This is a genomic window from Saccharothrix longispora, from assembly GCF_031455225.1.
Lineage (GTDB): Bacteria > Actinomycetota > Actinomycetes > Mycobacteriales > Pseudonocardiaceae > Actinosynnema > Actinosynnema longispora.
Genome location: NZ_JAVDSG010000001.1, coordinates 3,400,741 through 3,425,246, shown reverse-complemented (window position 1 = coordinate 3,425,246; position 24,506 = coordinate 3,400,741). Strand labels below are relative to the sequence as shown.

Genomic DNA, 24,506 nt, shown 5'->3' with positions numbered 1-24,506 from the left:
TCTCCTCACAGGTGGTTTCCCAGGTGGGCGGCGAGCACCGCGCCGACGGCGGCCAGCGGGCCGGGTCGGGTCAGGTCGCCGTGCCGGCAGTCGACGCGGTGCGCGTGGACGTCGCCGGTGATGTGCGCCCGCCAGTCGGCGGGCACGGGGGACAGGTCGGTCTTGTCGGCGGTGGCGGCGAAGAACAGCACGTCGCCGTCGAAGCGGGAGGTGGTGCCGGCGCCCATCAGGGTCAGGTTGTCGGCGAACACCTCGGCGAGGTCGGCCAGCCGGGCGGGCACCACGTCGGCGAGCGGCCCGTCCGCCACCCGTGCCGCGAAGTCCGCCGGCGACACGGGCGCGGGCTCGTCCGGGTAGCCCAGGGAGCGCAGCAGCGCGGCCAGGACCCGGGGGTCGCGCGCGGAGTGCACCTCGCCGGTGGGCGCGGTGGGGTAGCCGTCCAGCAGCGCCAGGGTGGCCACCTCCTCGCCCTCGTCGCGCAGGGCGGCGGCCATCGCGTGCGCCACGCCCGCGCCGAACGACCAGCCGAGCAAGTGGTACGGCCCGGTGGGCTGCACGGAGCGGACCTGGTCGAGGTAGTCCTTGGCCATCTCGTCGAGGCTCGTGGGCCGCGCGTCCGGCTGGGACAGCCCGCGTGCCTGGAGGGCGTACACGGGCCGGTCGGGCAGGTGCGGCAGCAGCCCCGCGTACACCCAGCCGATGCCGACCGCGGGGTGCACGCAGAACAGGGGCGCGGCCCGGCCGCCGGCGCGCAGCGGCAGGAGCACGGCGGGCGGGGTGTCGCCGGTGGACCCGTCGCGCAGCCGCCGCGCCATCGCGGCGACCGTGGGCGCCTCGAACACCGCCCGCACGCCCAGCCGGACGCCGAACTCCGCGCCGATCCGCGACACCAGCCGCGTGGCGAGCAGGGAGTGCCCGCCCAGGTCGAAGAACCCGGCGTCCACCCCCACCTCGGGCAGGCCCAGCACCTCGGCGAACAGCGCGGCCAGGGTCTCCTCGGCGGCGGAGGACGGCGCGCGGCCCACCACCGGGGCGACCGGTCCCGGCGCGGGCAGCGCCGTGCGGTCGAGCTTCCCGCTCGGGCCGACCGGCAGGTCGTCGAGCACCACCGCGGCCCACGGCACCATGTGCTCGGGCAGCCGGGACGCGGCGTGCTCCCGCAGCGCGGCCCACTCCGGCGCACGGCCCGCCGCCGCGACGACGTAGGCGACGAGCCGCAGGTCGCCCGGCGCGTGCTCGCGGGCCACCACGGCGGCGCGGGCCACGTCCGGGTGGTCCTGGAGCACGGCGGCGACCTCGTCCGGCTCGATCCGCAGGCCGCGGATCTTGACCTGGTCGTCGGCGCGCGACAGGTACTCCAGCACGCCCTCGCCGCACCACCGCACCACGTCGCCGGTCCGGTAGAGGCGCGCGCCCGGTGCGAACGGCGACGCGACGAACCGCTGCGCCGTCAGCCCCGGCCTGCCCCGGTAGCCGCGCGCCAGCTGCGCGCCCGCCAGGTACAGCTCGCCGGGGACCCCCGGCGGGACGGGCCGCAGCCGGTCGTCCAGCACGTGGACGCCGGTGTTCCACACCGGGCGGCCGATGGGGATGGTGGCGGTGGTCTCCGCGCCGTGCACGGCGTGCGCGGTCACGTCCACCGCGGCTTCCGTCGGGCCGTACAGGTTGTGCAGGCCCGCGCCGCACACCGAGGCGAAGCGGCGGGCCAGCCCCGTGGGCAGGGCCTCACCGCTGCACACCACCCGCGCCAGTCCGGGGCAGCGCTCGCCGGACTCCTCCAGGTGCGCGACGAACGCGTCCAGCATGGACGGCACGAAGTGCGCCGTGGTGACGCCCTCGCGGCGCACCAGCTCCGCCAGGTACGCGGGATCGCGGTGCCCGCCGGGGGCGGCCACGACCAGCGCGGCGCCCACCTGGAGCGGCCAGAAGAACTCCCACACCGACACGTCGAAGCTCGACGGCGTCTTCTGGAGCACCCGGTCGTCCGGGCCGAGCCGGTACTCGTCCTGCATCCACAGCAGCCGGTTCACGATCGCGGCGTGCTCGACCACCACGCCCTTGGGGCGGCCGGTGGAGCCCGAGGTGTAGATGACGTACGCCGGGTCCCCGCCGCGCACCCGCGGCAGCTCGGCGCCGGGCGCGTCGCCGTCCTCCAGTCCGTGCAGGGTCTCCGCGTCGAGGACCAGCACGGGATCGGCGTCGGCGAGCATGAACGCCACCCGGTCGGCCGGGTAGTCGGGGTCCACGGGCAGGTAGGCCGCACCCGCCCGCTGCACCGCGTGCAGCGCGACGACCAGGTCCACCGACCGGGGCAGCAGCACGGCCACGACCCGCTCCGGCCCCGCGCCCCGGGCGTGCAGCGCCGCCGCGAGCCGTTCGACGCGGGCGTCCAGCTCGGCGTAGGTGAGGCGCTGCCCGTCGCCGACCAGCGCGAGGGCGTCCGGCGTGCGCCCGACCTGGTCGCGGAACAGCGCCGGCAGCGTCGTGCCCGGCACGGCCCGCGCGGTGTCGTTCCACGACACCACGACCCGTTCGCGCTCGTCGTCGCCGAGCAGGTCCACGTCGCCCACCCGGACGTCCGGGTCGGTGGCGGCGGCGGCCAGGACGCGGACGAGCCGGTCGGCCAGGGACCGCGCGGTGCCCGCGTCGAACAGGTCCTCGCGGTAGAGGAGGACGCCCTCGACGCCGGCGGGCAGGCCGTCGTCGCCGCGGGTCTCGCGCAGGCCGACGTTCAGGTCGAACGCGGTGGTCCCGGACGTGACGCCCACCGGCTCCACGACCAGACCGGGCAGGTCGAGGGCCGCGTCACCGGTGTTCTGGAGGGTCAGCACGACCTGGCACAGCGGGTGCCGGGTGAGCGAGCGGGGTGGGTTGAGCCGTTCCACGAGCCGTTCGAAGGGCACGTCCTGGTGGTCGTAGGCGGCGAGGTCGGTGTCGCGGACGCGGTCCAGCAGTTCGGTGAAGGTGGGGTCGCCGGAGGTGTCGGTGCGGAGTACGAGGGTGTTGACGAAGAAGCCGACGAGGTCGTCGAGGGCTTCGTCGGTGCGTCCGGCGACGGGTGTGCCGATGGGGATGTCGGTGCCGGCGCCCATCCTGGTGAGCAGGGTCGCGAACGCGGCCTGGAACACCATGAACGGCGTCGTGCGGGTGCGCCTGGCCAGGTCCAGCACCGCGCGGTGCAGGTCCGCGTCCAGCAGCAGCGGCACCCGGCCGCCGGTCTGCGAGGACGTCGCGGGCCGGGGCCGGTCGAACGGCAGCTCTAGCTCGTCCGGCACGCCGGCCAGCGCGTCGGTCCAGAACGCGACCCGGTGCGCGAACGGGCCGTCCGGGTCGTCCTCGTCGCCGAGCAGGACGCGCTGCCACAGCGCGTAGTCCGCGTACTGCACCGGCAGTGCGGCCCGGTCGGGCGCGTGCCCGTCGAGCCGCGCGGTGTAGGCCTCGGCGAGGTCGCGCAGCAGCGGCCGCATGGACCAGCCGTCGCCGGCGATGTGGTGCAGCACCAGCAGGAGCACGTGCTCGTCGTCGGCCAGGCGCACCAGGGCGGTGCGCAGCGGCAGGTCCCCGGTCAGGTCGAACGGCGCGGCCACGACCCGCCGCAGCACCGCGTCGAGGTCGTCGGGCGCGGCGGTGAGCAGCCCGAGCGGAGCCGCGGCCCCGTGCCGCACCTGCTGGTGCGGCGTGCCCCCGACCTCCGGGAACACCGTGCGCAACGCCTCGTGCCGGTCCACCACGTCGGCGAGCGCCGCCCGCAGCGCCGGCACGTCGACCGCGCCGCGCAGGCGCAGCGCCACGGGCACCGCGTAGCTCGGGTTCTCCCCGTCGAGCCGGTTCACGAACCACAGGCGGCGCTGCGCGAACGACAGCGGCACCAGGTCCGGGCGGGCGGCGGGGCGCAGGGCGGGACGGGTGGGCGCGCCGCGGTCCAGGCACGTCTCCAGCCCGGCGGGCGTGGGGTTGGCGAACAGGTCGGCCACGGCCGGTTCCGCGTCCAGGGCGGTGCGGACCCGGCTGATCAGGCGGGTCGCCAGCAGCGAGTGCCCGCCCAGGTCGAAGAAGTCGTCGTCCGGTCCCACCGCGGGCACGCCCAGCACCTCGGCGAACAGGCCGCACAGGATCTCCTCGCGCGGCGTGCGCGGCGCGCGGCGCCCGGTGACCGGCTCGGGGGCCGGCAGGGCGCGGCGGTCCACCTTGCCGTTGGCGGTCAGCGGGAGCGCGTCGAGCACGACCAGCGCGGCGGGCACCATGTGCTCCGGCAGCACGGCCGCCAGGTGCGCCCGCAGGCCGGCGGTGTCCAGCGGTCCGCGCGGCACGACGTACCCGGCGAGGGACTTCAACCCCGGCCGGTCCTCGCGGACGACCACGGCGGCGTGCGCCACCGACGGGTGGTCGGCCAGCACGGACTCGATCTCGCCCAGCTCGATGCGGAACCCGCGCAGCTTCACCTGGTCGTCGGCGCGGCCCGCGAACTCCAGTTCGCCCCGCGCGTTCCAGCGCACCAGGTCGCCGGTGCGGTACATGCGCTCGCCGGGCGTCCCGAAAGGACAGGCGGTGAACCGCTCGGCGGTCAGGCCGGGACGGGCGTGGTAGCCGCGCGCCAGGCCCGCGCCCGCCAGGTACAGCTCGCCGACGACACCGACGGGCACCGGGGCCAGGCGGGCGTCGAGGACGTAGGCGCGGGTGTTGGCGACCGGCCGCCCGATCGGGGGCGCGACGTCGGCCCGCTCGCCCGCCGACTCCGGGCCTGCCGACACCGGGCCGGCGGTCGCCACGACCGAGAACTCGGTGGGGCCGTAGTGGTTGACCAACCGGAACGGGGTGTGCGCCGGGGGACGGCGGCGCAGCGCGTCACCGCCGGTGAGGACGGCGCGCAGCGCGGTCGGTCGGGCCGCCAGGTCGTCCAGGGCGAGTTCCAGGCGCGGCGTGGGCAGGAAGCACGCGGTGAGGCCGGTGTCGGCGATCCAGGCGACGAGCGCGTCGCCGTCGGCGAGGGTCGCCGCGTCGGGCAGGTGCACGGACGCGCCCGACGCGAGGTGCGGCCAGAGCTCCCAGACCGCCGCGTCGAAGCCCAGCGCCGCGACCTGCCCGGTGCGGTCGGCCGGGGTGACGCCGTACTCGCGGACGTGCCACGCGCACAGGTCGGCCAGCCCGCGGTGGTCCACCACCACGCCCTTGGGGCGGCCCGTCGAGCCGGACGTGTAGATCACGTAGGCGGCGTCGGCCGGGTGGACGGGCACGTCCACCGGTGTGCCCGGCCCGTCCGGCAGGTCCTCCAGGCACACGACGGCGGGCGCGGTCACGCGGTCCCGCAGCGCCCGCTCGGTGACCACGACCGGCGCGGCGGAGTCGGCGAGCAGGTACGCCAGCCGGTCGGCCGGGTAGTCGGGGTCCATCGGCAGGTAGGCGGCCCCGGTCCGCAGGACGCCCAGCAGCGCGGCGACGCCGGCGGGGGAGCGGCGCAGGCACACGCCGACCACCGACCCGGGCCCCGCGCCGAGCGCGACCAGCGAGTTCGCCACCCGGTTCGCGGCCCCGTCCAGCTCCGCGAAGGTCATGCCGCCCGCCGCGGCGCCCACGGCGGTCGCGTGCGGCGTCCGCCGCGCCCACCGGGAGACCCGCGACGGCACGGACTCCCACGCGCCCGCCGGGACCGCGGTGTCGTTCCAGCCGGTGAGCAGCCGGTCCCGCTCACCGGGCACGAGCACGTCGAGGGCGCTCAACCGGGTGTCGGCGCCGGCGTCGGAGACCGAGGCGAGCAGCCGTGCCAGCCGCGCCACCAGGGCGCGGGCGGTGTCGTCGTCGAACAGGTCGGCGGCGTACTCCAGGTTCGCGGTCAGCCCGTCGTCGTGCTCGGTGAACGCGAGCACCAGGTCGAACTTGGCCGTGGCGGTCCACGCGGCGACGGGCTCGACGTCCAGGCCGGGCAGGGCCGGGGCGCCGCCGCCCGCGTTGTTCTGCACCACCAGGGTCACCTGGAACAGCGGGTGCCGGGACAGCGAGCGGGTCGGGTTCAGCTCCTCCACGACCTGCTCGAACGGCACGTCCTGGTGGTCGTAGGCGGCGAGGTCGGTGTCGCGGACGCGGGCCAGCAGTTCGGTGAAGGTGGGGTCGCCGGAGGTGTCGGTGCGGAGCACGAGGGTGTTGACGAAGAACCCGACGAGGTCGTCGAGGGCTTCGTCCGCCCGACCCGCGACGACGGTGCCGATCGGGAGGTCGGTGCCCGCACCCAGGCGGGTGAGCAGGGCGGCGAGGGCGGCGTGCAGCACCATGAACGTCGTGCTGCCGGTCGCCTCGGCCAGCACCCGCACGGCGTCCCGCGCGGCGGGCCCGAACTCGGCCGCGACGAGCCCGCCCCGCCCGGACGGCACCGCCGGTCGCGGCCGGTCCGAGGGCAGGTCGAGCTGCTCGGGCGCGCCGGCGAGGACGTCGCGCCAGTGGGCGAGCTGGGTCGAGGCGAGGCTGTGCGGGTCGCCCTGCTCGCCGAGCAGGTCGCGCTGCCACAGCGCGTAGTCCGCGTACTGCACCGGCAGCGGGGCCTGCTCCGGGGCGGTCCCGCCGGTGCGGGCGGTGTAGGCGGTGACCAGGTCGCGCAGCAGGGGGCCCTTGGACCAGCCGTCGCTGGCGATGTGGTGCAGCACCAGCACGAGCACGTGCTCCGCCGGGGACACCACCAGCAGGTGCGCCCGCAGCGGCGGCTCCGCGGCGAGGTCGAACGGGCGCGACGACAGCTCCGCCACCGTCGCGTCCACGTCGTCCGCGGCCGTGACCGCCAGGTGCGGCGCGGTGTCCAGGACGTGCTGCACCGGCTGCCCGTCCACCTGCGGGAACACCGTGCGCAGCGACTCGTGCCGGGCCACGACGTCCGCCAGGGCGGCGCGCAGCGCGGCCACGTCCAGGTCGCCGCGCAGCCGCAGCGCCCACGGCGAGTTGTACGCCGCCGAGCCGTCCACCTGGTGCAGCACCCACAGGCGCTGCTGGGCGTGCGACAGGGGCAGCGGGTCCGGGCGGTCGGCGGGGCGCAGCGCCGGGCGGCCGGGGCGCGCCGCCGTGAGGCGGGACGCGAGACCGCGCGGGGTCGGCGAGGCGAAGAGGTCGCGGACGCCGACTTCCGCGCCCAGCGCACCGCGCACCCGGCTCACCAGGCGCGTGGCCAGCAGCGAGTGCCCGCCCAGCGCGAAGAAGTCGTCCTCCGCGCCCGCCGGCGCCGGCAGTCCCAGCACCTGCGCGAACAGGGCGCACAGGATTTCCTCCTGCGGGGTGCGCGGTTCGCCGCCGGCGCCCGCCGCGTACGCCGGCGCGGGCAGCGCGCGGCGGTCCAGCTTGCCGTTCGGGGTTCGCGGCAGCTCGTCCAGCACGACCACCGCCGACGGCACCAGGTGCTCGGGCAGCAGCGCGGCGACGTGGTCGCGCACCGCCGCCGGCGTCGTGCGGCCCACCGCGTAGGCCACCAACCGGGGATCGCCGGGCCGGTCCTCGCGGACCACGACGGCCGCGCCGGTCACGTCCGGGTGCGTCAGCACGGCGGCCTGCACCTCGGCGGGCTCCACCCGGAACCCGCGCAGCTTCACCTGGTCGTCGGCGCGGCCCGCGTACTCCAGCACGCCGTCGCGCCGCAGCCGCACCAGGTCACCCGTGCGGTACATCCGCCGGCCGGGCAGGAACGGGTCGGCGACGAACCGCTCGGCGGTCGCACCGGGGGCGCCGAGGTAGCCGTGCGCGAGCCCCGCGCCCGCCAGGTGCAGCTCGCCGACGCCACCGGGCGGCACGAGCCGCAGCCGCTCGTCCAGGACGTAGCCGTGCTTGCCCGCCACGGGCCGCCCGATCGGCACCGACCGGGCGGTGAGGTCGGCGGCGGTGATGTCGTGCGCGGTGCTGTAGCCCATGCTCTCGGCGGGGCCGTAGCCGTTGGTGAGCCGCACGTGCGGGTGGTCGCGCAGCGCTTTCGCGACGTGCGCGGGGGAGGCGGGTTCGCCGCCCGTCATGGCCCGCCGCACGGTGGCGAACACCTCGGGGTGCTCGTCCAGCACGTGGTTGAACAGGCTCGCGGAGGCCTTGAACACGGTGACGCCGTGCTCGACCACCAACCGCGCGATGTCGGCCGGGTCCGGCGGCCCGGCCGGGTGCAGCACGCACGTGCCGCCGTGCAGCAGCGCACCCAGCAGCTCGGTGGCGAACGCGTCCCAGGAGACCGGCGCGGCCTGGAGCCACACCGCGTCGGCGTCGAACTCGGCGTAGTCCTGCCCCGTGAGCGTCGAGACCAGGGCGCGGTGCGGCGCGAGCACGCCCTTCGGCTCGCCGGTCGAGCCGGAGGTGAACATGACCACGGCGGGCGACTCCGGGGAGACCACCGCGGCGGCCACGTCCTCCGGGCCGGGCGCGCAGGGGTCCACGAACCGGGCGTCGACGCCGTCGAGCGGTGTGCCCACGACCAGTTCGACGCCCGCCCGGCCCAGCACCGACCGCAGCCGGTCCGCCGGGAACGCGGTGTCCAGCAGCGTGTAGCAGCCGCCCGCCTTGAGCACGCCGAGCAGCGCGGCCACCAGCGCCGGTCCCCGGTCGAGGTGCACGCCCACCACCGCGCCCGGCGCCAGGCCGCGGTCCAGCAGCCGGCCCGCGATCCGGTCGGCCCACCGGTCCAGCTCGGCGTAGGTGACGCGCCCGCCGTCGTGCAGCAGCGCGGTCTTCCCCGGCGTCGCGGCGGCCCGTGCGGCGAACAGCCCGTGCACGGTGTCGCCCGAGGGCTCGCGGCCGGGTGCGGTCAGCGCGGCGCGCTCGTCGTCGTCCAGCAGCGGCAGGTCGCCGACGCGGGTGCCGGGGTCGGCGGCCACCGCCGTCAGCAGCCGGACCAGCCGCCGGCCGAACGCGGCGACGGTGTCCCGGTCGAACAGGTCCACCGAGTAGTCCCAGTGCACCCGCAGGCCGCCGCCGTCGGGGCGCTCGCGGAACCCGATGGTCATGTCGAACTTCACCGCGCCGGTGCCGAGGGGGACCGGTTCGAGGAGCGTCCCGGCCTCGGGCGCCGCGCTGTCGGCGGTGTGCACCAGCATCACCTGGAACAGCGGGTGCCGCGACAGCGAGCGCGGCGGGTTCAGCTCCTCCACGACCCGCTCGAACGGCACGTCCTGGTTCGCGTACGCGGTCAGGTCGGTGTCGCGGACGCGGGCCACCAGTTCGGCGAACGTCGGGTCGCCGGAGGTGTCGGTGCGCAGCACGAGGGTGTTGACGAAGAACCCGACCAGGTCGTCGAGGGCTTCGTCGGTGCGGCCCGCGACAGCCGTGCCGAACGGCACGTCCGCGCCGCCGCCGTGCCGGGTGAGCAGCGCGGCCACCGCGGCCTGCGCCACCATGAACAGCGTCGCCCCGGTCGAGGCGGCGAGGTCGAGCAGCCCCCGGTGCACGGTCGCGGGCACCTCCAGCGGCACCGAGGCCCCCCGGTGCCCGGCCGTCGCCGGACGGGACCGGTCGGCGGGGAAGCCCACCTCGACCGGCAGGTCCGCCAGCACGCCCGCCCAGTGCGCCACCTGCCGGGCGTACCGGCTGTCCGGGTCGTCGGGTTCGCCCAGCACGTCCTGCTGCCAGTAGGTGTAATCGGCGTACTGCACCGGCAGTTCGGGGAACTCCGGGGCGCGGCCGGCGCGGCGGGCCGCGTAGGCCGTCGCCAGGTCGCGGGTGAGCGGTCCGGTCGAGCCGCCGTCGCCCGCGATGTGGTGCAGCAGCACCAGCAGCACGTGGTCGGCGGGCGCCTCGCCGTCCACCCGGAAGAGCCGGGTGAGCACCGGCGGCGCGGCGGTGAGGTCGAACACGTGCCGCGCCGCGTCCACCAGGGCGGACGCGAGGCCGTCCGCCGGCACGACGGTCACCGGCAGGTCCACCCCGCCCGCCGGGCGGATGTCCTGGAACGGCTGCCCGTCGGCCTCCGGGTAGGCGGTGCGCAGCACCTCGTGGCGCAGCACGACGTCGCCCAGCGCGGCCCGCAGCGCCACGAGGTCCGGGTCCGGGCCCAGCCGCAGGGCCACCGGGATGTTGTAGGTGGCGCCGGGCTCGGCGCGGCTGAGGAACCACAGCCGCCGCTGGGTGAACGACAGGGGGATCGTCGGCGCGCTCACTTGACCTCCTCCGGGCGGACCCGGCGCCGCAGCGCGGGGCGGGCCTGTTCCGCGTGGCCCAGGCGCTCCGCGAGCGCGGCCACCGTGCGGCTCTCGAACACGGACTTGATGGACAGCTCGGCCCCGAAGGCCGACCGCACCCGGCTGATCAGCCGGGTCACCAGCAGCGAGTGCCCGCCCAGGGCGAAGAAGTCGTCGTCCGCCCCCACCTCGCCGGTCAGGCCGAGGACGTCGGCGAACAGCGCGCACATCACCTCTTCGCGCGGCGTCGCGGGCTTGCGCCCGGCGGGCCGGTCGAGGTAGTCGGGCGGCGGCAGGGCCGCCCGTTCGAGCTTGCCGTTGGCGTTGCGGGGCAGCTCGTCCATCCGCACGTAGGCGCTGGGCCGCATGTGCTCGGGCAGGTGCTCCTCGGCGTGCGCCCGCAGGTCGGCCGGGCTCGGCTCCACCCCCGGCTCGGCCACCACGTAGGCGACCAGGCGCTTGTCGCCGGGCCGGTCCTCGCGGACCACGACCGCCGCCTGCCGCACCGCCGGGTGCCGGCCCAGCGCGGTGGACACCTCGCCCGGCTCGACCCGGAAACCGCGGATCTTGACCTGGTCGTCGGCGCGGCCGAGGAAGTCCAGCACCCCGTTCGCCCGCCACCTGACCAGGTCGCCCGTGCGGTACATGCGCTCACCGGGACCGCCGTGCGGGCAGGCGACGAACCGCTCCGCGGTCTGCCCCGGCGCGCCCAGGTAGCCCCGCGCCAGGCCGACCCCCGTCATGTACAGCTCGCCGACGACACCCGGCGGCAGCACGTTGAGGTGGGCGTCGAGCACGTAGAAGCCCTTGTTCACGATCGGCCGCCCGATGGGGATCGACGGCAGCTCGGTGTCCTCCAGGCGAACCCGGTGGCACACCGCGAAGATCATGTTCTCCACCGGCGCGTAGCCGTTGACCAGCCGCACGCCGGGGTGGCGGTCGAGCAGCTTGCGCAGGTGCGCCGCGGACGCGGCCTCGCCGCCGGTCATGATCTGCCGGACCCCGGTCAGCGCGGTCGGGTACTCGTCCAGCAGGTGGTTGAGCAGGCTCGCGGACAGGTACACGGTGGTGATCCCGTGCCGCGCGACCAGGTCGCCGATCAGGGTGGGCTCCGGTGTCGGGCCGGGCTGGAGCACGCACGTCGCGCCCGCCAGCAGCGGTCCGAACAGCTCCAGGGCGAACCCGTCCCACGACACCGGCGAGCACTGGAGCCACACGTGGTCGGGGGAGAAGTCCACGTACTCCTGGCTGAGCAGGGTGCCGACGAGGGCGCGGTGCGGCGCCACGACGCCCTTGGGGACGCCGGTGGAGCCCGAGGTGAACATGACGCACGCGACGTCCTCGGGGTGCACCTCGACCTCCGGCGGTGTCGCCGGGTGGGCCGCGACGCGGGCGGCCGTGCCCGGGTCGTCCACCACCAGCGCGGGCACGCCGTCCACCCGGTCGGCCAGCGACGCCGACGTGACCACGACCGGCGCGCCGGTGCGCCGCACGAGTTCGGTGAGCCGCCGGCGCGGGAAGCGCGGGTCGAGCGCGGTGTACCCGGCCCCGGCGGTGAGCGCGCCGAGCACGGCCACCACCAGGTCCGCGTCCCGGTCCAGCAGCACGCCCACGACCTGCCCGGGGCGCACGCCCCGCGCCACCAGTTCGCGGGCCAGCCGGTTCGCCCGCTCCACCAGCTCCCGGTAGGTGACCTGGTGGTCGCCGTGGACCAGCGCCACCGCGTCGGGGGTCCGCGCGGCCAGGGCCGCGACCAGCTCGTGGGCGCAGCGGTCCACCGGCGCGTCGGCGGCGGTGTCGGTCCAGGCCGCCAGCAGGCCGCGCCGCTCCTGCCGGTCCAGCAGCTCGGGGCGGCTGATCCGGGTGTCGGGGTCGTCCGCGACGGCGGCGAACATCCTGGCGAGGCGGGTCGCGAGGGCGGTGGCCGTGCCGCGGTCGAACAGGTCGGTGGCGAACTCCAGGCCGCCGGTGATGCCGATCGGCGCACCGGTGTCGTCGTGCTCCTCGCGCAGGCCGAGGGTCAGGTCGAACTTGGCGCTCGCCGTGTCGACCGGCGCGACCTCGGCGGTCAGGCCGGGCATCTCGACCCGCCCCGCCGCGTTGTTCTGGAGCACCAGCATGACCTGGAACAGCGGGTGCCGGGACAGCGAGCGGGTGGGGTTCAGCTCCTCCACGAGCCGCTCGAACGGGATGTCCTGGTGGTCGTAGGCGGCGAGGTCGGTGTCGCGGACGCGGGCCAGCAGCTCCCGGAACGTGGGGTCACCTGAGGTGTCGGTGCGCAGCACGAGCGTGTTGACGAAGAAGCCCACCAGACCGTCGAGGGCCTCGTCGGAACGGCCCGCCACCGGGGACCCGGCGGGCACGTCGGTGCCCGCGCCGAGCCTGGTCAGCAGGGCCGCGAAGCCCGCCTGGAGCACCATGAACAGCGTCGTCCCGGTGGCCCGGGCCAGGTCGAGCAGCGCCCGGTGCAGGGGCGCGCCCAGCTCCACCGGCACCGACTCGCCCCGGCCCGACGAGGTCGCCGGGCGGGCGCGGTCCGCGGGCAGCGGCAGTTCGTCCGGCACACCGGCCAGGGCGTGCCGCCAGAACTCCAGCTGCCGCGCCAGCGGGCTCGTCGGGTCGTCCGGGTCGCCGAGCAGTTCGCGTTGCCAGAGGGTGTAGTCGGCGTACTGGACGGGCAGTGGTGCCCAGTCGGGTGCGTGGTCGTGGAGTCGTGCGGTGTAGGCGTCGGTGAGGTCGTGGAGGAGTGGTCCGAGGGACCAGCCGTCGCCTGCGATGTGGTGCAGGACGAGGAGGAGGACGTGGTCGTGGTCGGTGATGCGCAGCAGTGAGGCGCGCACCGGCAGTTCGGCGGTGAGGTCGAACGCCTCCCGCGCCGCCGCGGCGGCGGCCGGCTCCACACCGGACTCGTCGGTGTCGCGCACCACCAGCGACAGCGCCACGTCCGCGGCCGGCCGCACCACCTGCTGCGGCACGCCGTCGATCGACGGGAACACCGTCCGCAGCGACTCGTGCCGGCCGACCACGTCGCCCAGCGCGGCGCGCAGCGCGGCCACGTCGAGGTCGCCGCGCAGCCGCACGCTGTGCGCCACGTTGTACGCCGCGCCCGCGTCCTCCAACTGGTCGATGAACCACAGCCGGGCCTGCGCGTAGGACAGCGGGACCTCGTCGGGGCGCGGCACGGGGGTGAGCGCCGGCCGGTCGGAGACCCGGTCCAGCCGCTCGCACAGCCCGGCCGGGGTGGGCGCGTCGAACAGGTCCCGGATGCCCGGTCCCGCGTCCAGCGCGGTCCGCACCCGGCTGATCAGCTTCGCCGCGAGCAGGGAGTGCCCGCCCAGGGCGAAGAAGTCGTCGTCCAGGCCGACCCGATCCTCGGGCAGGCCCAGCACGTCGGCGAACAGACCCACCATGATCGTCTCGCGCGGGGTGCGCGGTGCGCGCCGCGCCGCACCGGAGTGCTGCGCGGGCGCGGGCAGCGCCGCCCGGTCGAGCTTGCCGTTGGCGTTGAGCGGGATGCGGTCGAGCAGCACGTACGCGGCGGGACGCAGGTGGCTCGGCAGCACGGCCGCCGCGTGGGCGGACAGCGCGGCGTGGTCGGGGGCGGCGCCCGCCTCGGGCACCACGTAGGCGACCAGGCGCTTGTCGCCGGGCCGGTCCTCCCGGACCACGACCGCGGACCGCCGCACGCCGGGGTGCGCGTCCACGACGGCCTGCACCTCGCCGGGCTCGATGCGGAAGCCCCGGATCTTGACCTGGTCGTCCGCGCGGCCGACGAACTCCAGCCTCCCGTCGGAGCGCCACCGGACCAGGTCGCCGGTGCGGTACATCCGCGCGCCGGGCTCGAACGGGCACGCCACGAACCGCTCCGCCGTCAGGCCCGGCTCACCCGCGTAGCCGTGGGCGGAGCCGACACCGGTGACGTACAGCTCGCCGGGCACGCCGGGCGGCACGAGGCGCAGGTGGTCGTCCAGCACGTAGGACCGCTTGTCGGCGACGGCGAGGCCGATCGGGACGGCCCGCGCCCCGGTGTCCTCCGCTCCGCCGTCGTCCGCCCCGGTGTCCTCGGGCCGCACGTCGTGGAAGCTCGTGTAGACCATGTGCTCGGCCGGGCCGTAGCCGTTGACCACCCGGACGCCGGGGTGGTCGCGCAGCAACCGCCGCAGGTGCGGTGCGGACGCGGCCTCGCCGCCGGTCATGACCTGCCGCAGCACGTCGAACACGCCGGGGTGCTCGTCGAGCATGTAGTTGAGCAGGCTGGCGGACAGGAAAGCCGTGGTCACGCCATGCTCGGCGACCAGGTCGGCGATCACGGCCGGCTCGGGCGCCGGCCCCGGCTGGAGCACGCACGCCGCGCCGGACAGCAGCGCGCCGAACATCTCCAGCACGAACCCGTCCCACGGCACCGGCGCGCTCTGCAACCACACGTGGTGGGGCGAGCTGTCGAAGAAGTCCTGGCCCACGAGGGTCCGCACGACCGCGCGGTGCGGCGCGAGCACGCCCTTGGGCCGCCCGGTGGAGCCCGAGGTGAAGATGACGCACGCCGCCGCGGCGGGGTCCACGGCGACCGGCGGCGCGTGGTCGGGCCGCGCGCCCACGTCCACCGCGACGTCGAGCACCCGGTACGGGCCCTCCAGCCGCGCCAGGCCGGCGGCGTCGGTCACGACCGCGCTCGCGTCGGCGGCCCGCAGGACCGCGGCCGCGCGCCGGTCGGGGGTGCCGGGGTCGAGCAGGGTGAACGCGCCGCCCGCCTTGAGCACCGCCAGCACCGTGACGACCAGGTCCGTGCCGCGGTCGAGCAGGACGCCGACGAGGTCGCCGGGGCGGACCCCGGAGTCGAGCAGGTGGTGGGCGAACCGGTTGGCCGCCGCGTCCAGCTCGCGGTAGGTGGTCCGCCGGCCGCCGCACACCACCGCCGTGGCGTCCGGGGAGGCCAGCGCGTGCGCGGCCACCACCTCGTGCGCCGTGCGGTCGTCCACGACCCGCGCCGGTCCGTTCGGCGAACCGGCCGCCAGCAGTTCCCGCTCGGCGGGGGTGAGCACGTCGAGCCGCCCGATCCGGGTGCCGGGGTCCGCGGCGACGGCCGCCAGCACGCCCGCCAGCCGGTCCACCAGCGTCGCCGCGGTGCTCCGGTCGAACAGGTCGGCGGCGTACTCCAGGCCGCCGACCACGCCCGCCGGCACGCCGTCGTCGTACTCCTCGCCGAGGCTCAGCGTCAGGTCGAACTTCGCCGCCCCGGTGTCGACCGGGGCGACCTCGGCGGTGAGGCCGGGCAGCTCGGGCCGCGCGCCGGTGTTGTTCTGCACCACGAACGCGACCTGGAACAGCGGGTGCGCGCCCGGCACGCGCACCGGGTTCAGCTCCTCCACCAGCCGGTCGAACGGCAGTTCCTGGTGGTCCCACGCGGCGAGGTCGGTCTCGCGGACCCGGTCCAGCAGTTCGGCGAACGTCGGGTCGCCGGAGGTGTCGGTGCGCAGCACGAGGGTGTTGACGAAGAAGCCGACGAGGTCGTCGAGGGCTTCGTCGGTGCGCCCCGCCACCGGGCCGCCCAGCGGCACGTCGGTGCCCGCGCCCATCCTGGTCAGCACGACCGCGAACGCGGCCTGGAGCACCATGAACAGGGTCGCGCCGTGCGCCCGCGCCACGTCCAGCAGCGCCCGGTGCAGGTCCGCGCCCCAGCGCACGTCCACCAGCCCGCCGGCGCCGCCCGAGGCCGTGCGGGGGCGGTCCAGCGGCAGCGGCACCTGGTTCGGCAGCCCGGCCAGGGCGTGCCGCCAGAACTCCAACTGCGCCCGGGCCGACTCGGTCGGCTCCTCGGCGCTGCCGAGCAGTTCGCGTTGCCAGAGGGTGTAGTCGGCGTACTGGACGGGCAGTGGTGCCCAGTCGGGTGCGTGGTCGTGGAGTCGTGCGGTGTAGGCGTCGGTGAGGTCGTGGAGGAGTGGTCCGAGGGACCAGCCGTCGCCTGCGATGTGGTGCAGGACGAGGAGGAGGACGTGGTCGTGGTCGGTGATGCGCAGCAGTGAGGCGCGCACCGGCGGCTCGGCGGTGAGGTCGAACGCCTCCCGCGCCGCGGCCGCCACGACCTCGTCCACGGGCGACGCGCCCGGGTCGAGCACGGGCAGGTCCACGTCACCTGCCGGCCGCACCACCTGCTGCGGCACGCCGTCGATCGACGGGAACACCGTCCGCAGCGACTCGTGCCGGCCGACCACGTCGCCCAGCGCGGCGCGCAGCGCGGCCACGTCGAGGTCGCCGCGCAGCCGCACGGTGTGCGCCACGTTGTAGGCGGGGTTCGGGCCCCGCAACTGGTCCACGAACCACAGGCGCGCCTGCGCCGGCGACAGCGGCGTCCACCCGGTGCGCTCCGCGCGGCGCAGCGGGGTGCGCGCGGCACGGGCCGAGCCCAGGCGCTCGGCGAGCGCGGCCGGGGTGGGCGCGTCGAACAGGTCCCGGATGCCCAGTTCCGCGTCGAGCGCGCCGCGGACCCGGCCCACGAGCTTCGCGGCCAGTAGGGAGTGCCCGCCCAGGTCGAAGAACCCGTCGTCCAGGCCGACCCGGTCCTCGGGCAGGCCCAGCACGTCCGCGAACAGGGTGACGACGATCTGCTCGCGCGCCGTGCGCGGCCGGCGGTGCGCGGACGGCGCGGTCGCCGCGGGCACGGGCAGGGCGGCGCGGTCGAGCTTGCCGTTGGGGGTGAGGGGGAGTGCGTCGAGTGGGATGTAGGCGGTGGGGCGGAGGTGGTCGGGGAGGAGGTCGGTGGTGTGGGCGCGCAGGTCGGCGACGGGGGTGTCGGGGGCGACGACGTAGGCGACGAGCCGCTTGTCGCCGGGTCGGTCCTCGCGGACGACCACGGCGGCGTCCACCACACCGGGGTGCGCGGTGAGCGCGGCGCGGACCTCGGCGGGTTCGACGCGGAAGCCGCGGATCTTGACCTGGTCGTCGGCGCGGCCGAGGAAGTCGAGGGTGCCGTCGGTGCGCCAGGCGACGAGGTCGCCGGTGCGGTACATGCGTGCGCCGGGTTCGAAGGGGTCGGCGACGAACCGCTCGGCCGTCAGCCCCGGCGCGCCGAGGTAGCCGTGGGCGAGCCCGCCGGTCATGTACGCCTCGCCGGGTACGCCGACGGGTACGGGGTTGAGCCGGTGGTCGAGCACGTAGACGCGCTTGCCCGCGATGGGTGAGCCCACGGGGATGGTGGCCCGCGCGGTGTCCTCGGGCTGGACGTGGTGGCACAGGGTGAAGATCATGTTCTCGACGGGCGAGTACCCGTTGACCAGCCGCAGGTCGGGGCGTGCGTCGAGCAGTCGGCGGACGTGCGCCACGGACGCGGGTTCGCCGCCGGTCATCAGCTGCCGGACGTCGCGCAGGGCGTCGGGGTGCTCGTCGAGCAGGTGGTTGAGCAGGCTCGCGGACAGGTGCGCGGTGGTGACGCGGTGCGCGGTGAGCAGGTCGGCGATGACCGCCGGGTCCGTCACGTGGCCGGGCTGGAGGACGCACGTCGCACCGTGCAGCAACGGGCCGAACAGCTCCAGCGCGAAGGCGTCCCAGGAGACGGGGGAGCACTGCAACCACACGTCGTCGGCCGCGAAGTCGACGTAGTCCTGCCCGGTGAGGGTGCGCACCAGGGCCTCGTGGGTGGACAGGACGCCCTTCGGCTCGCCCGTGGAACCGGAGGTGAACATCACCAGCGCCACGTCGGCGGGGTCCACGGCGACGTCCGGGGCACCGTCGGGACGCGCGGCGATCACGTCCGACTCGGCGTCGACCAGGACCGGGGTGATCCCGTCCAGCACCCCGGCGAGGTCGGTGCACGTGACCACCACCGGCGCGGCGGTCCGCGCCACCACGGCGCGCAGCCGGTCGGCGGGGAACCTCGGGTCGAGCACGGTGCAGCCGGCGCCGCTGCCGAGCACGGCCAGCACGGCGACCACCAGGTCGGGGTCCCGGTCCAGCAGCACCCCGACCACGTCGCCGGGCCGGACACCGGCCGCGACGAGGTGGTGGGCCAGCCGGTTCGACCGGTCGACCAGTTCGGCGTACGTGACGCGCTCCGCGCCGCAGACCAGGGCCGTGGCCCCGGGCGTGCGCCGTGCCTGCTCGGCGACCAACGCGTGGGCCGTCGCGGCGGGGGCGGCGGGTCCGCCGTCGTTCCACGCCACCAGCACGTCGTGCCGCTCGGCGGAGGTCAGCAGGTCGAGGGAGGTGACGGGGCGGTGCGGGTCGGCCGCGACGGCGGCGAGCAGCCAGGTGAAGCGGTCGAGGAGGCGTTCGGCGGAGTCGCGGTCGAACAGGTCCTCGGCGTACTCCAGGTACCCGCCGATCCCGTCCGCGGTCTCGGTCGCGGCCAGCGTCAGGTCGAACTTGGCGGTCGTGTTCGGCACGGGCTCCGGCACGCACGCCGCGCCCGCCAGGTCCACGGCCGCCGACGCGTTGTTCTGGAGCACCACCATCACCTGGAACAGCGGGTGCCGCGCGGAGTCGCGGACGGGGTTCAGCTCCTCCACGAGCCGTTCGAAGGGCACGTCCTGGTGGTCGTAGGCGGCGAGGTCGGCCTCGCGGACCCGGTCCAGCAGCTCGGCGAACGTCGGGTCGCCCGAGGTGTCGGTGCGCAGCACGAGCGTGTTGACGAAGAAGCCCACCAGGTCGTCGAGGGCTTCGTCGGTGCGTCCGGCGGCGGGTGTGCCGATGGGGATGTCGGTGCCCGCGCCCATCCTGGTGAGCAGGGTCGCGAACGCGGCCTGGAGCACCATGAACAGCGTCACGCCCCGCGCGCGGGCCAGGTCGGCCAGCGCCCGGCGCACCCCGTCGGGGACGCGCAGCGGCAGCGACCCGCCCCGGTGGCTCGCCACCGGCGGCCGGGGGTGGTCGGTGCGCAGGTCCAGGCCCTCGGGCAGGCCGGCCAGCGCGGACCGCCAGTGCGCGAGGTCGCGGGCCAGGCGGGACGTCGGGTCGGCGGCGTCGCCGAGCAGGTCCTGCTGCCACCGCGCGTAGTCCACGTAGGACACCGGCAGCGGCGTCCACTCCGGGGCGCGCCCGCCGAGGCGGGCGGTGTAGGCGGCGGCCAGGTCGGCCAGCAGCGGGCGCAGCGACCAGCCGTCGCCCGCGATGTGGTGCAGCGTCACCAGCAGCACGTGGTCCCGTTCGCCGGTGCTGAGCAGGTGCACCCGGATCGGCGGTCGGGCGGCGAGGTCGAACACGTGCCCGGACTCGGCGCGGACCACCGCGTCCACCTCGTCGGGCGCGACGTCGTGCACGGTGAGGACGGACCCGACGGCGTCCTCGGGCAGCACGTGCTGGTGCGGCTCGGAGTCGACGGACGGGTAGGTGGTGCGCAGCGGCTCGTGCCGCCGGACCACGTCCGTGACGGCCAGGTCCAGGGCGGCGGCGTCCACCGGCCCGGTGACCCGGGCCGCGAACTGCACGTTGTACGCGGTGCCGCCGTCGACCTGGTCGAGGAACCACAGCCGGGCCTGGGCGGGGGACAGCGCCGGGCGGTCGGGCCGGTCGCCGGCGACCAGCGCGGGCCGTGCGGCGGCGGCACCGTCCAGGCGCAGCGCCAGGTCGGCCACCACGGGCGCGGTGAACACGTCCCGCACGCCGATCTCCACGCCGAACGCGGCGCGCACCCGGCCGGTGAGCTTCGCCGCCAGCAGCGAGTGGCCGCCGAGCGCGAAGAAGTCGTCCGCCGGGCCGACCCGGTCCTCGGGCAGGCCCAGCACGTCCGCGAACAGGCCGCGCAGGATCTCCTCGCGGGCGCCGCGCGCGGCCCGCCGGGGCGTGGCGACCCGGTCCGGCGCCGGCAGGGCGGCGCGGTCGAGCTTGCCGTTGGGGGTGAGCGGCAGCGCGTCGAGCGGGACGTAGGCGGTGGGGCGGAGGTGGTCGGGGAGGAGGTCGGTGGTGTGGGCGCGCAGGTCGGCCACCGGTGTGCCGGGGGCGACGACGTAGGCGACGAGCCGCTTGTCGCCCGGCCGGTCCTCGCGCACCACCACCGCGCACTCCCGCACGCCGGGGTGCCGCTCGACGGCCGCCCGGACCTCGGTGGGTTCGACGCGGAAGCCGCGGATCTTGACCTGGTCGTCGGCGCGGCCGAGGAAGTCGAGGGTGCCGTCGGTGCGCCAGGCGACGAGGTCGCCGGTGCGGTACATGCGTGCGCCGGGTTCGAAGGGGTCGGCGACGAACCGCTCGGCCGTCAGCCCCGGCGCGCCGAGGTAGCCGTGGGCGAGCCCGCCGGTCATGTAGACCTCGCCGGGTACGCCGACGGGTACGGGGTTGAGCCGGTGGTCGAGCACGTAGACGCGCTTGCCCGCGATGGGTGAGCCGACGGGGATGGTGGCCCGCGCGGTGTCCTCGGGCTGGACGTGGTGGCACAGGGTGAAGATCATGTTCTCGACGGGCGAGTACCCGTTGACCAGCCGCAGGTCCGGCCGGTCGGCCAGCAGGCGGCCGAGGTGGGCGACGGAGGCCGGCTCACCGCCGGTCATCAGCTGCCGCAGGCCGCGCAGGGCGTCGGGGTGCTCGTCGAGCAGGTGGTTGAGCAGGCTCGCGGAGAAGTGCGCCGTGGTCACCCCGTGCCGGGTGAGCAGGTCGGCGATGGCGGCGGGGTCGGTGACGTGCCCGTCCTGGAGGACGCACGTCGCACCGTGCAGCAGCGGGCCGAACAGCTCCAGCGCGAAGGCGTCCCAGGAGACGGGGGAGCACTGCAACCACACGTCGTCGGCCGCGAAGTCGACGTAGTCCTGCCCGGTGAGGGTGCCCACCAGCGCCCGGTGCGTGGACAGCACGCCCTTCGGCTCACCCGTGGAGCCCGACGTGAACATGACGCACGCCAGGTCGTCCGGGTGCACCGCGACGTCCGGCGCGGTGGCGGGGCGGGAGGCCGCGCCGGCCACGTCCAGGGTCGTCACGCCCGGCAGGCCGGAACCCGCCGAGGACACCAGGTGCCGCAGGCCCGCGCGGCGCGCCACCGCGGCGAGCCTGCCGGTCGGGAACCCCGGGTCCAGCACGGTGTACGCCGCGCCGGCCTTGAGCACCGCCAGCACGGCGGCGACCAGCGTCCGGTCGCGGTCCAGCAGCACGCCGACGACGTCACCGGGGGCCACCCCGGCGTCGACCAGGTGGTGCGCCAGTCGGTTCGCCGCCGCGTCCAGCTCGGCGTAGGTGACGCCGTCCCCGCCCGAGACCAGGGCGACCGCGTCCGGGGTGCGCCGGGCCCGCTCGGCGAACACGACGTGCGCCGGCCGGTCGTCGCCCCGCGCCGGGGCGCCGTTCCAGGTCGTCAGCAGGAGGGCGCGGTCCTCCGCGTCCAGCAGGTCCACGGCGGTGATCGGCGTGCCGGGGGCCGCGACCACGGCAGTGAGCAGGCGGGTGAGCGCCGCGGCGAAGCGCTCGGCGGTGGCGCGGTCGAACAGGTCGGTCGCGTACTTGAGCGTGCCGGTGAGGCCGTCGTCGCGGGTCTCGGTGAGGTCGAGGGTGAGGTCGAACTTCGCCACGTCCAGGTCCACGACCCGGTGCTCCGCGTGCAGCCCGGCGAAGTCGGCCGCCGCCGGTGGCGTGTTCTGGAGGACCAGCATCACCTGGAACAGCGGGTGCCGCGACAGCGAGCGCGGCGGGTTCAGCTCCTCCACGACCTGCTCGAACGGCACGTCCTGGTGGTCGTAGGCGGCGAGGTCGGCCTCGCGGACCCGGTCCAGCAGCTCGGCGAACGTCGGGTCGCCCGAGGTGTCGGTGCGCAGCACGAGCGTGTTGACGAAGAACCCGACCAGTTCGTCGAGCGCCTCGTCCGGACGGCCCGCCACGGGCGTGCCGATCGCCAGGTCCGTGCCCGCGCCCAGCCGGGTGAGCAGGGCGGCCACGGCGGCGTGCAGCACCATGAACACGGTGCTGCCGGTCCGCCCGGCGAGGGCCTTCAGCGCGGCGTGCGGACCCGCGGCCAGCGCCAGCGGGACGGTGTCGCCGTGCGCGCCCCGGACGGCGCGGCGGGGTCGGTCGGCGGGCGGGGACGACTCCTCCGGCAGGCCCGCCAGGGCGGTGCGCCAGAACCCGGCGTCGGGCGTTCCCGCCGTCCGCTCCCACAGCGCGTGGTCCGCGTACTGCACCGGCAGCGCGGGCCAGTCGGGCGCGTCGCCGGTCAGGCGGGCCCGGTAGGCGGCGGCCAGGTCGCGCAGCAGCGGCGCGGTCGACCAGCCGTCGCCCGCGATGTGGTGCAGCACCAGCAGCAGCACGTGGTCGTCGTCGGCGAGGCGCAGCAGGTGGGCGCGCAGCGGCGGTTCGGCGGCGAGGTCGAACGGCTCCGCCGCCAGGACCCGCACCAGCGCGTCCGGGTCGGTGCACGCGTGCTCGGCCCAGCTCGGCGCGGCGGTGTCGAGGACCCGCTGGACGGGGGAGCCGTCCACGGTCGGGAACACGGTGCGCAGCGGCTCGTGCCGCGCCACCACGTCGCCCACGGCGGCGCGCAGGGCGTCCGGGCGCAGGTCGCCGCGCAGCCGCACGGTCATCGGGATCGTGTACGTCGCACCGCCCTCGACCTGGTCGAGGAACCACAGCCGGGACTGGGCGAACGACAGCGGGAGGACGTCGGGCCGGGCGGTCGCGACCACCCGGGGGCGTGCCGCGGCGGCGGACGGCAGCGCCGCCGCCAGCGCCCGGGGCGTGCGGGCGGCGAACACGTCGGCGATGCGCAGCTCCACGCCGAGCGCGGCGCGGACCCTGCTCACCAGGGTCGCGACCAGCAGCGAGTGCCCGCCCAGGTCGAGGAAGTCGTCCAGCGCGCCGACCTCGGGCAGCCCCAGCACGTCCGCGAACAGGCCGCACAGCACCTCTTCGTGGGCGGTGCGCGGCGCCTCCGCGGAGGTGGCGGCGGACGGCGCGGGGAGCGCGGCGCGGTCCAGCTTGCCGGTCGCGGTGCGGGGCAGCGCGTCGAGCAGGACGACGGCGGAGGGGACCAGGTGCTCCGGCAGCAGGTCGGCGACGTGGGCGCGCAGCTCCCGCGCGCCGGCGGAGCCGTCGGTCACCGCGTAGGCGACCAGGCGCTTGTCGCCGGGCCGGTCCTCGCGGACCACGACCGCCGCCTGCCGCACCGCCGGGTGACCGGTCAGCGCGGCGGAGACCTCGCCGGGCTCCACCCGGAAGCCCCGGATCTTGACCTGCTCGTCGGCGCGGCCCAGGAACTCCACCGCGCCGTCCTCGCGCACCCTGCCCAGGTCGCCCGTGCGGTACATCCGCGCGCCGGGCGTCGAGGGGTCGGCCACGAAGCGCTGAGCGGTCGTCCCCGGCTGCTTGAGGTAGCCGTGCGCCAGGCCGACGCCGCTCATGTAGATCTCGCCGGTCGCGCCGTCCGCGACGGGGCGCAGGTCCAGGCCGAGGACGACGGCGGTCTTGCCGGCCAGCTGCCGGCCGACCGGCACGGACGTGCGGCGCGCGTCGTCGCGGGTGACGTCGTGGCACAGGGTGAAGATCATGTTCTCGACGGGCGAGTAGCCGTTGACCAGCCGCAGGTCGGGGCGCAGGTCCAGCAGGGTCGCCACGTGCCGGGTCGACGCGGCCTCGCCGCCCGTCATCAGCACCCGCAGCCCCGCGAACGCGCCGGGGTGCTCGTCGAGCAGGAAGTTCAGCAGGCTGGCCGAGAAGTGCGCGGTCGTGACCCGGTGCTCGGCGACGAGGTCGGCGATCAGCGACGGGTCGGGCGCCTCGCCGTCCTGGAGCACGCACGTCGCGCCGTGCAGCAGGGGGCCGAACAGCTCCAGGGCGAACGCGTCCCAGGAGACGGGGGAGCACTGGAGCCACACCTCGTCCGCCGCGAAGCGGGCGTAGTCCTGGCCGGTCAGGGTGCCGACGAGGGCCCGGTGCGGCGCCACGACGCCCTTGGGCTCACCGGTGGAGCCGGAGGTGAACATGACGCACGCGACGTCCTCCGGCGAGGTGGTGACGGCCGGCGCGGTGGCGGGGCGCCCGGCGATCCCGGGCGCGGCCGGGTCCACGGCGGTGCGGCCGGCGGCGAGCGCGTCGTCCGCCGTGACGACCACCGCGACGTCGGCCCGGTCGCACACCGAGATCAGCCGGGCGGCGGGGAAGCGCGGGTCGAGGACCGTGTAGGCCGCGCCCGCCTTCAGCGCGGCGAGGACCGCGACGACCAGGTCCACCCCGCGCGGCAGGCGCACGCCGACGACGTCGCCCGGTCGCACCCCCAGGTCCACCAGGTGGTGCGCGAGCCGGTTGGCCCGGACGTCGAGCGCGCCGTAGGTCACCCGGACCTGCCCGATCACCAGTGCCGTGGCGTCGGGGGCCCGCCCGGCCTGGCGGGCGAACAGCTCGTGCACGGCCGGGAGGGCCGTGTCGATCGGGTGTGTCGTGGTCACCGCTAACCAGCTCCCCAGTCGTCCGTCGTCGCGT

The 24,506-nt window shown here is 76.2% G+C and carries 2 protein-coding genes; both read right to left on the bottom strand.

All coding sequences use genetic code 11. The features are described 5' to 3' along the window. Window positions 1–5 precede the first annotated feature (5 nt). Window positions 6–10,103, bottom strand: coding sequence for a non-ribosomal peptide synthetase (locus J2S66_RS13925; RefSeq protein ID WP_310307431.1), 10,098 nt, complete (start codon window positions 10,101–10,103; stop codon window positions 6–8). Further along, a complete protein-coding gene (locus tag J2S66_RS13920) occupies window positions 10,100–24,472 on the bottom strand; it encodes a non-ribosomal peptide synthase/polyketide synthase (RefSeq protein WP_310307430.1) in 14,373 nt (4,790 codons plus the stop codon). Before J2S66_RS13920 ends, J2S66_RS13925 begins: the two co-directional genes overlap by 4 nt. Window positions 24,473–24,506: the final 34 nt, after the last annotated feature.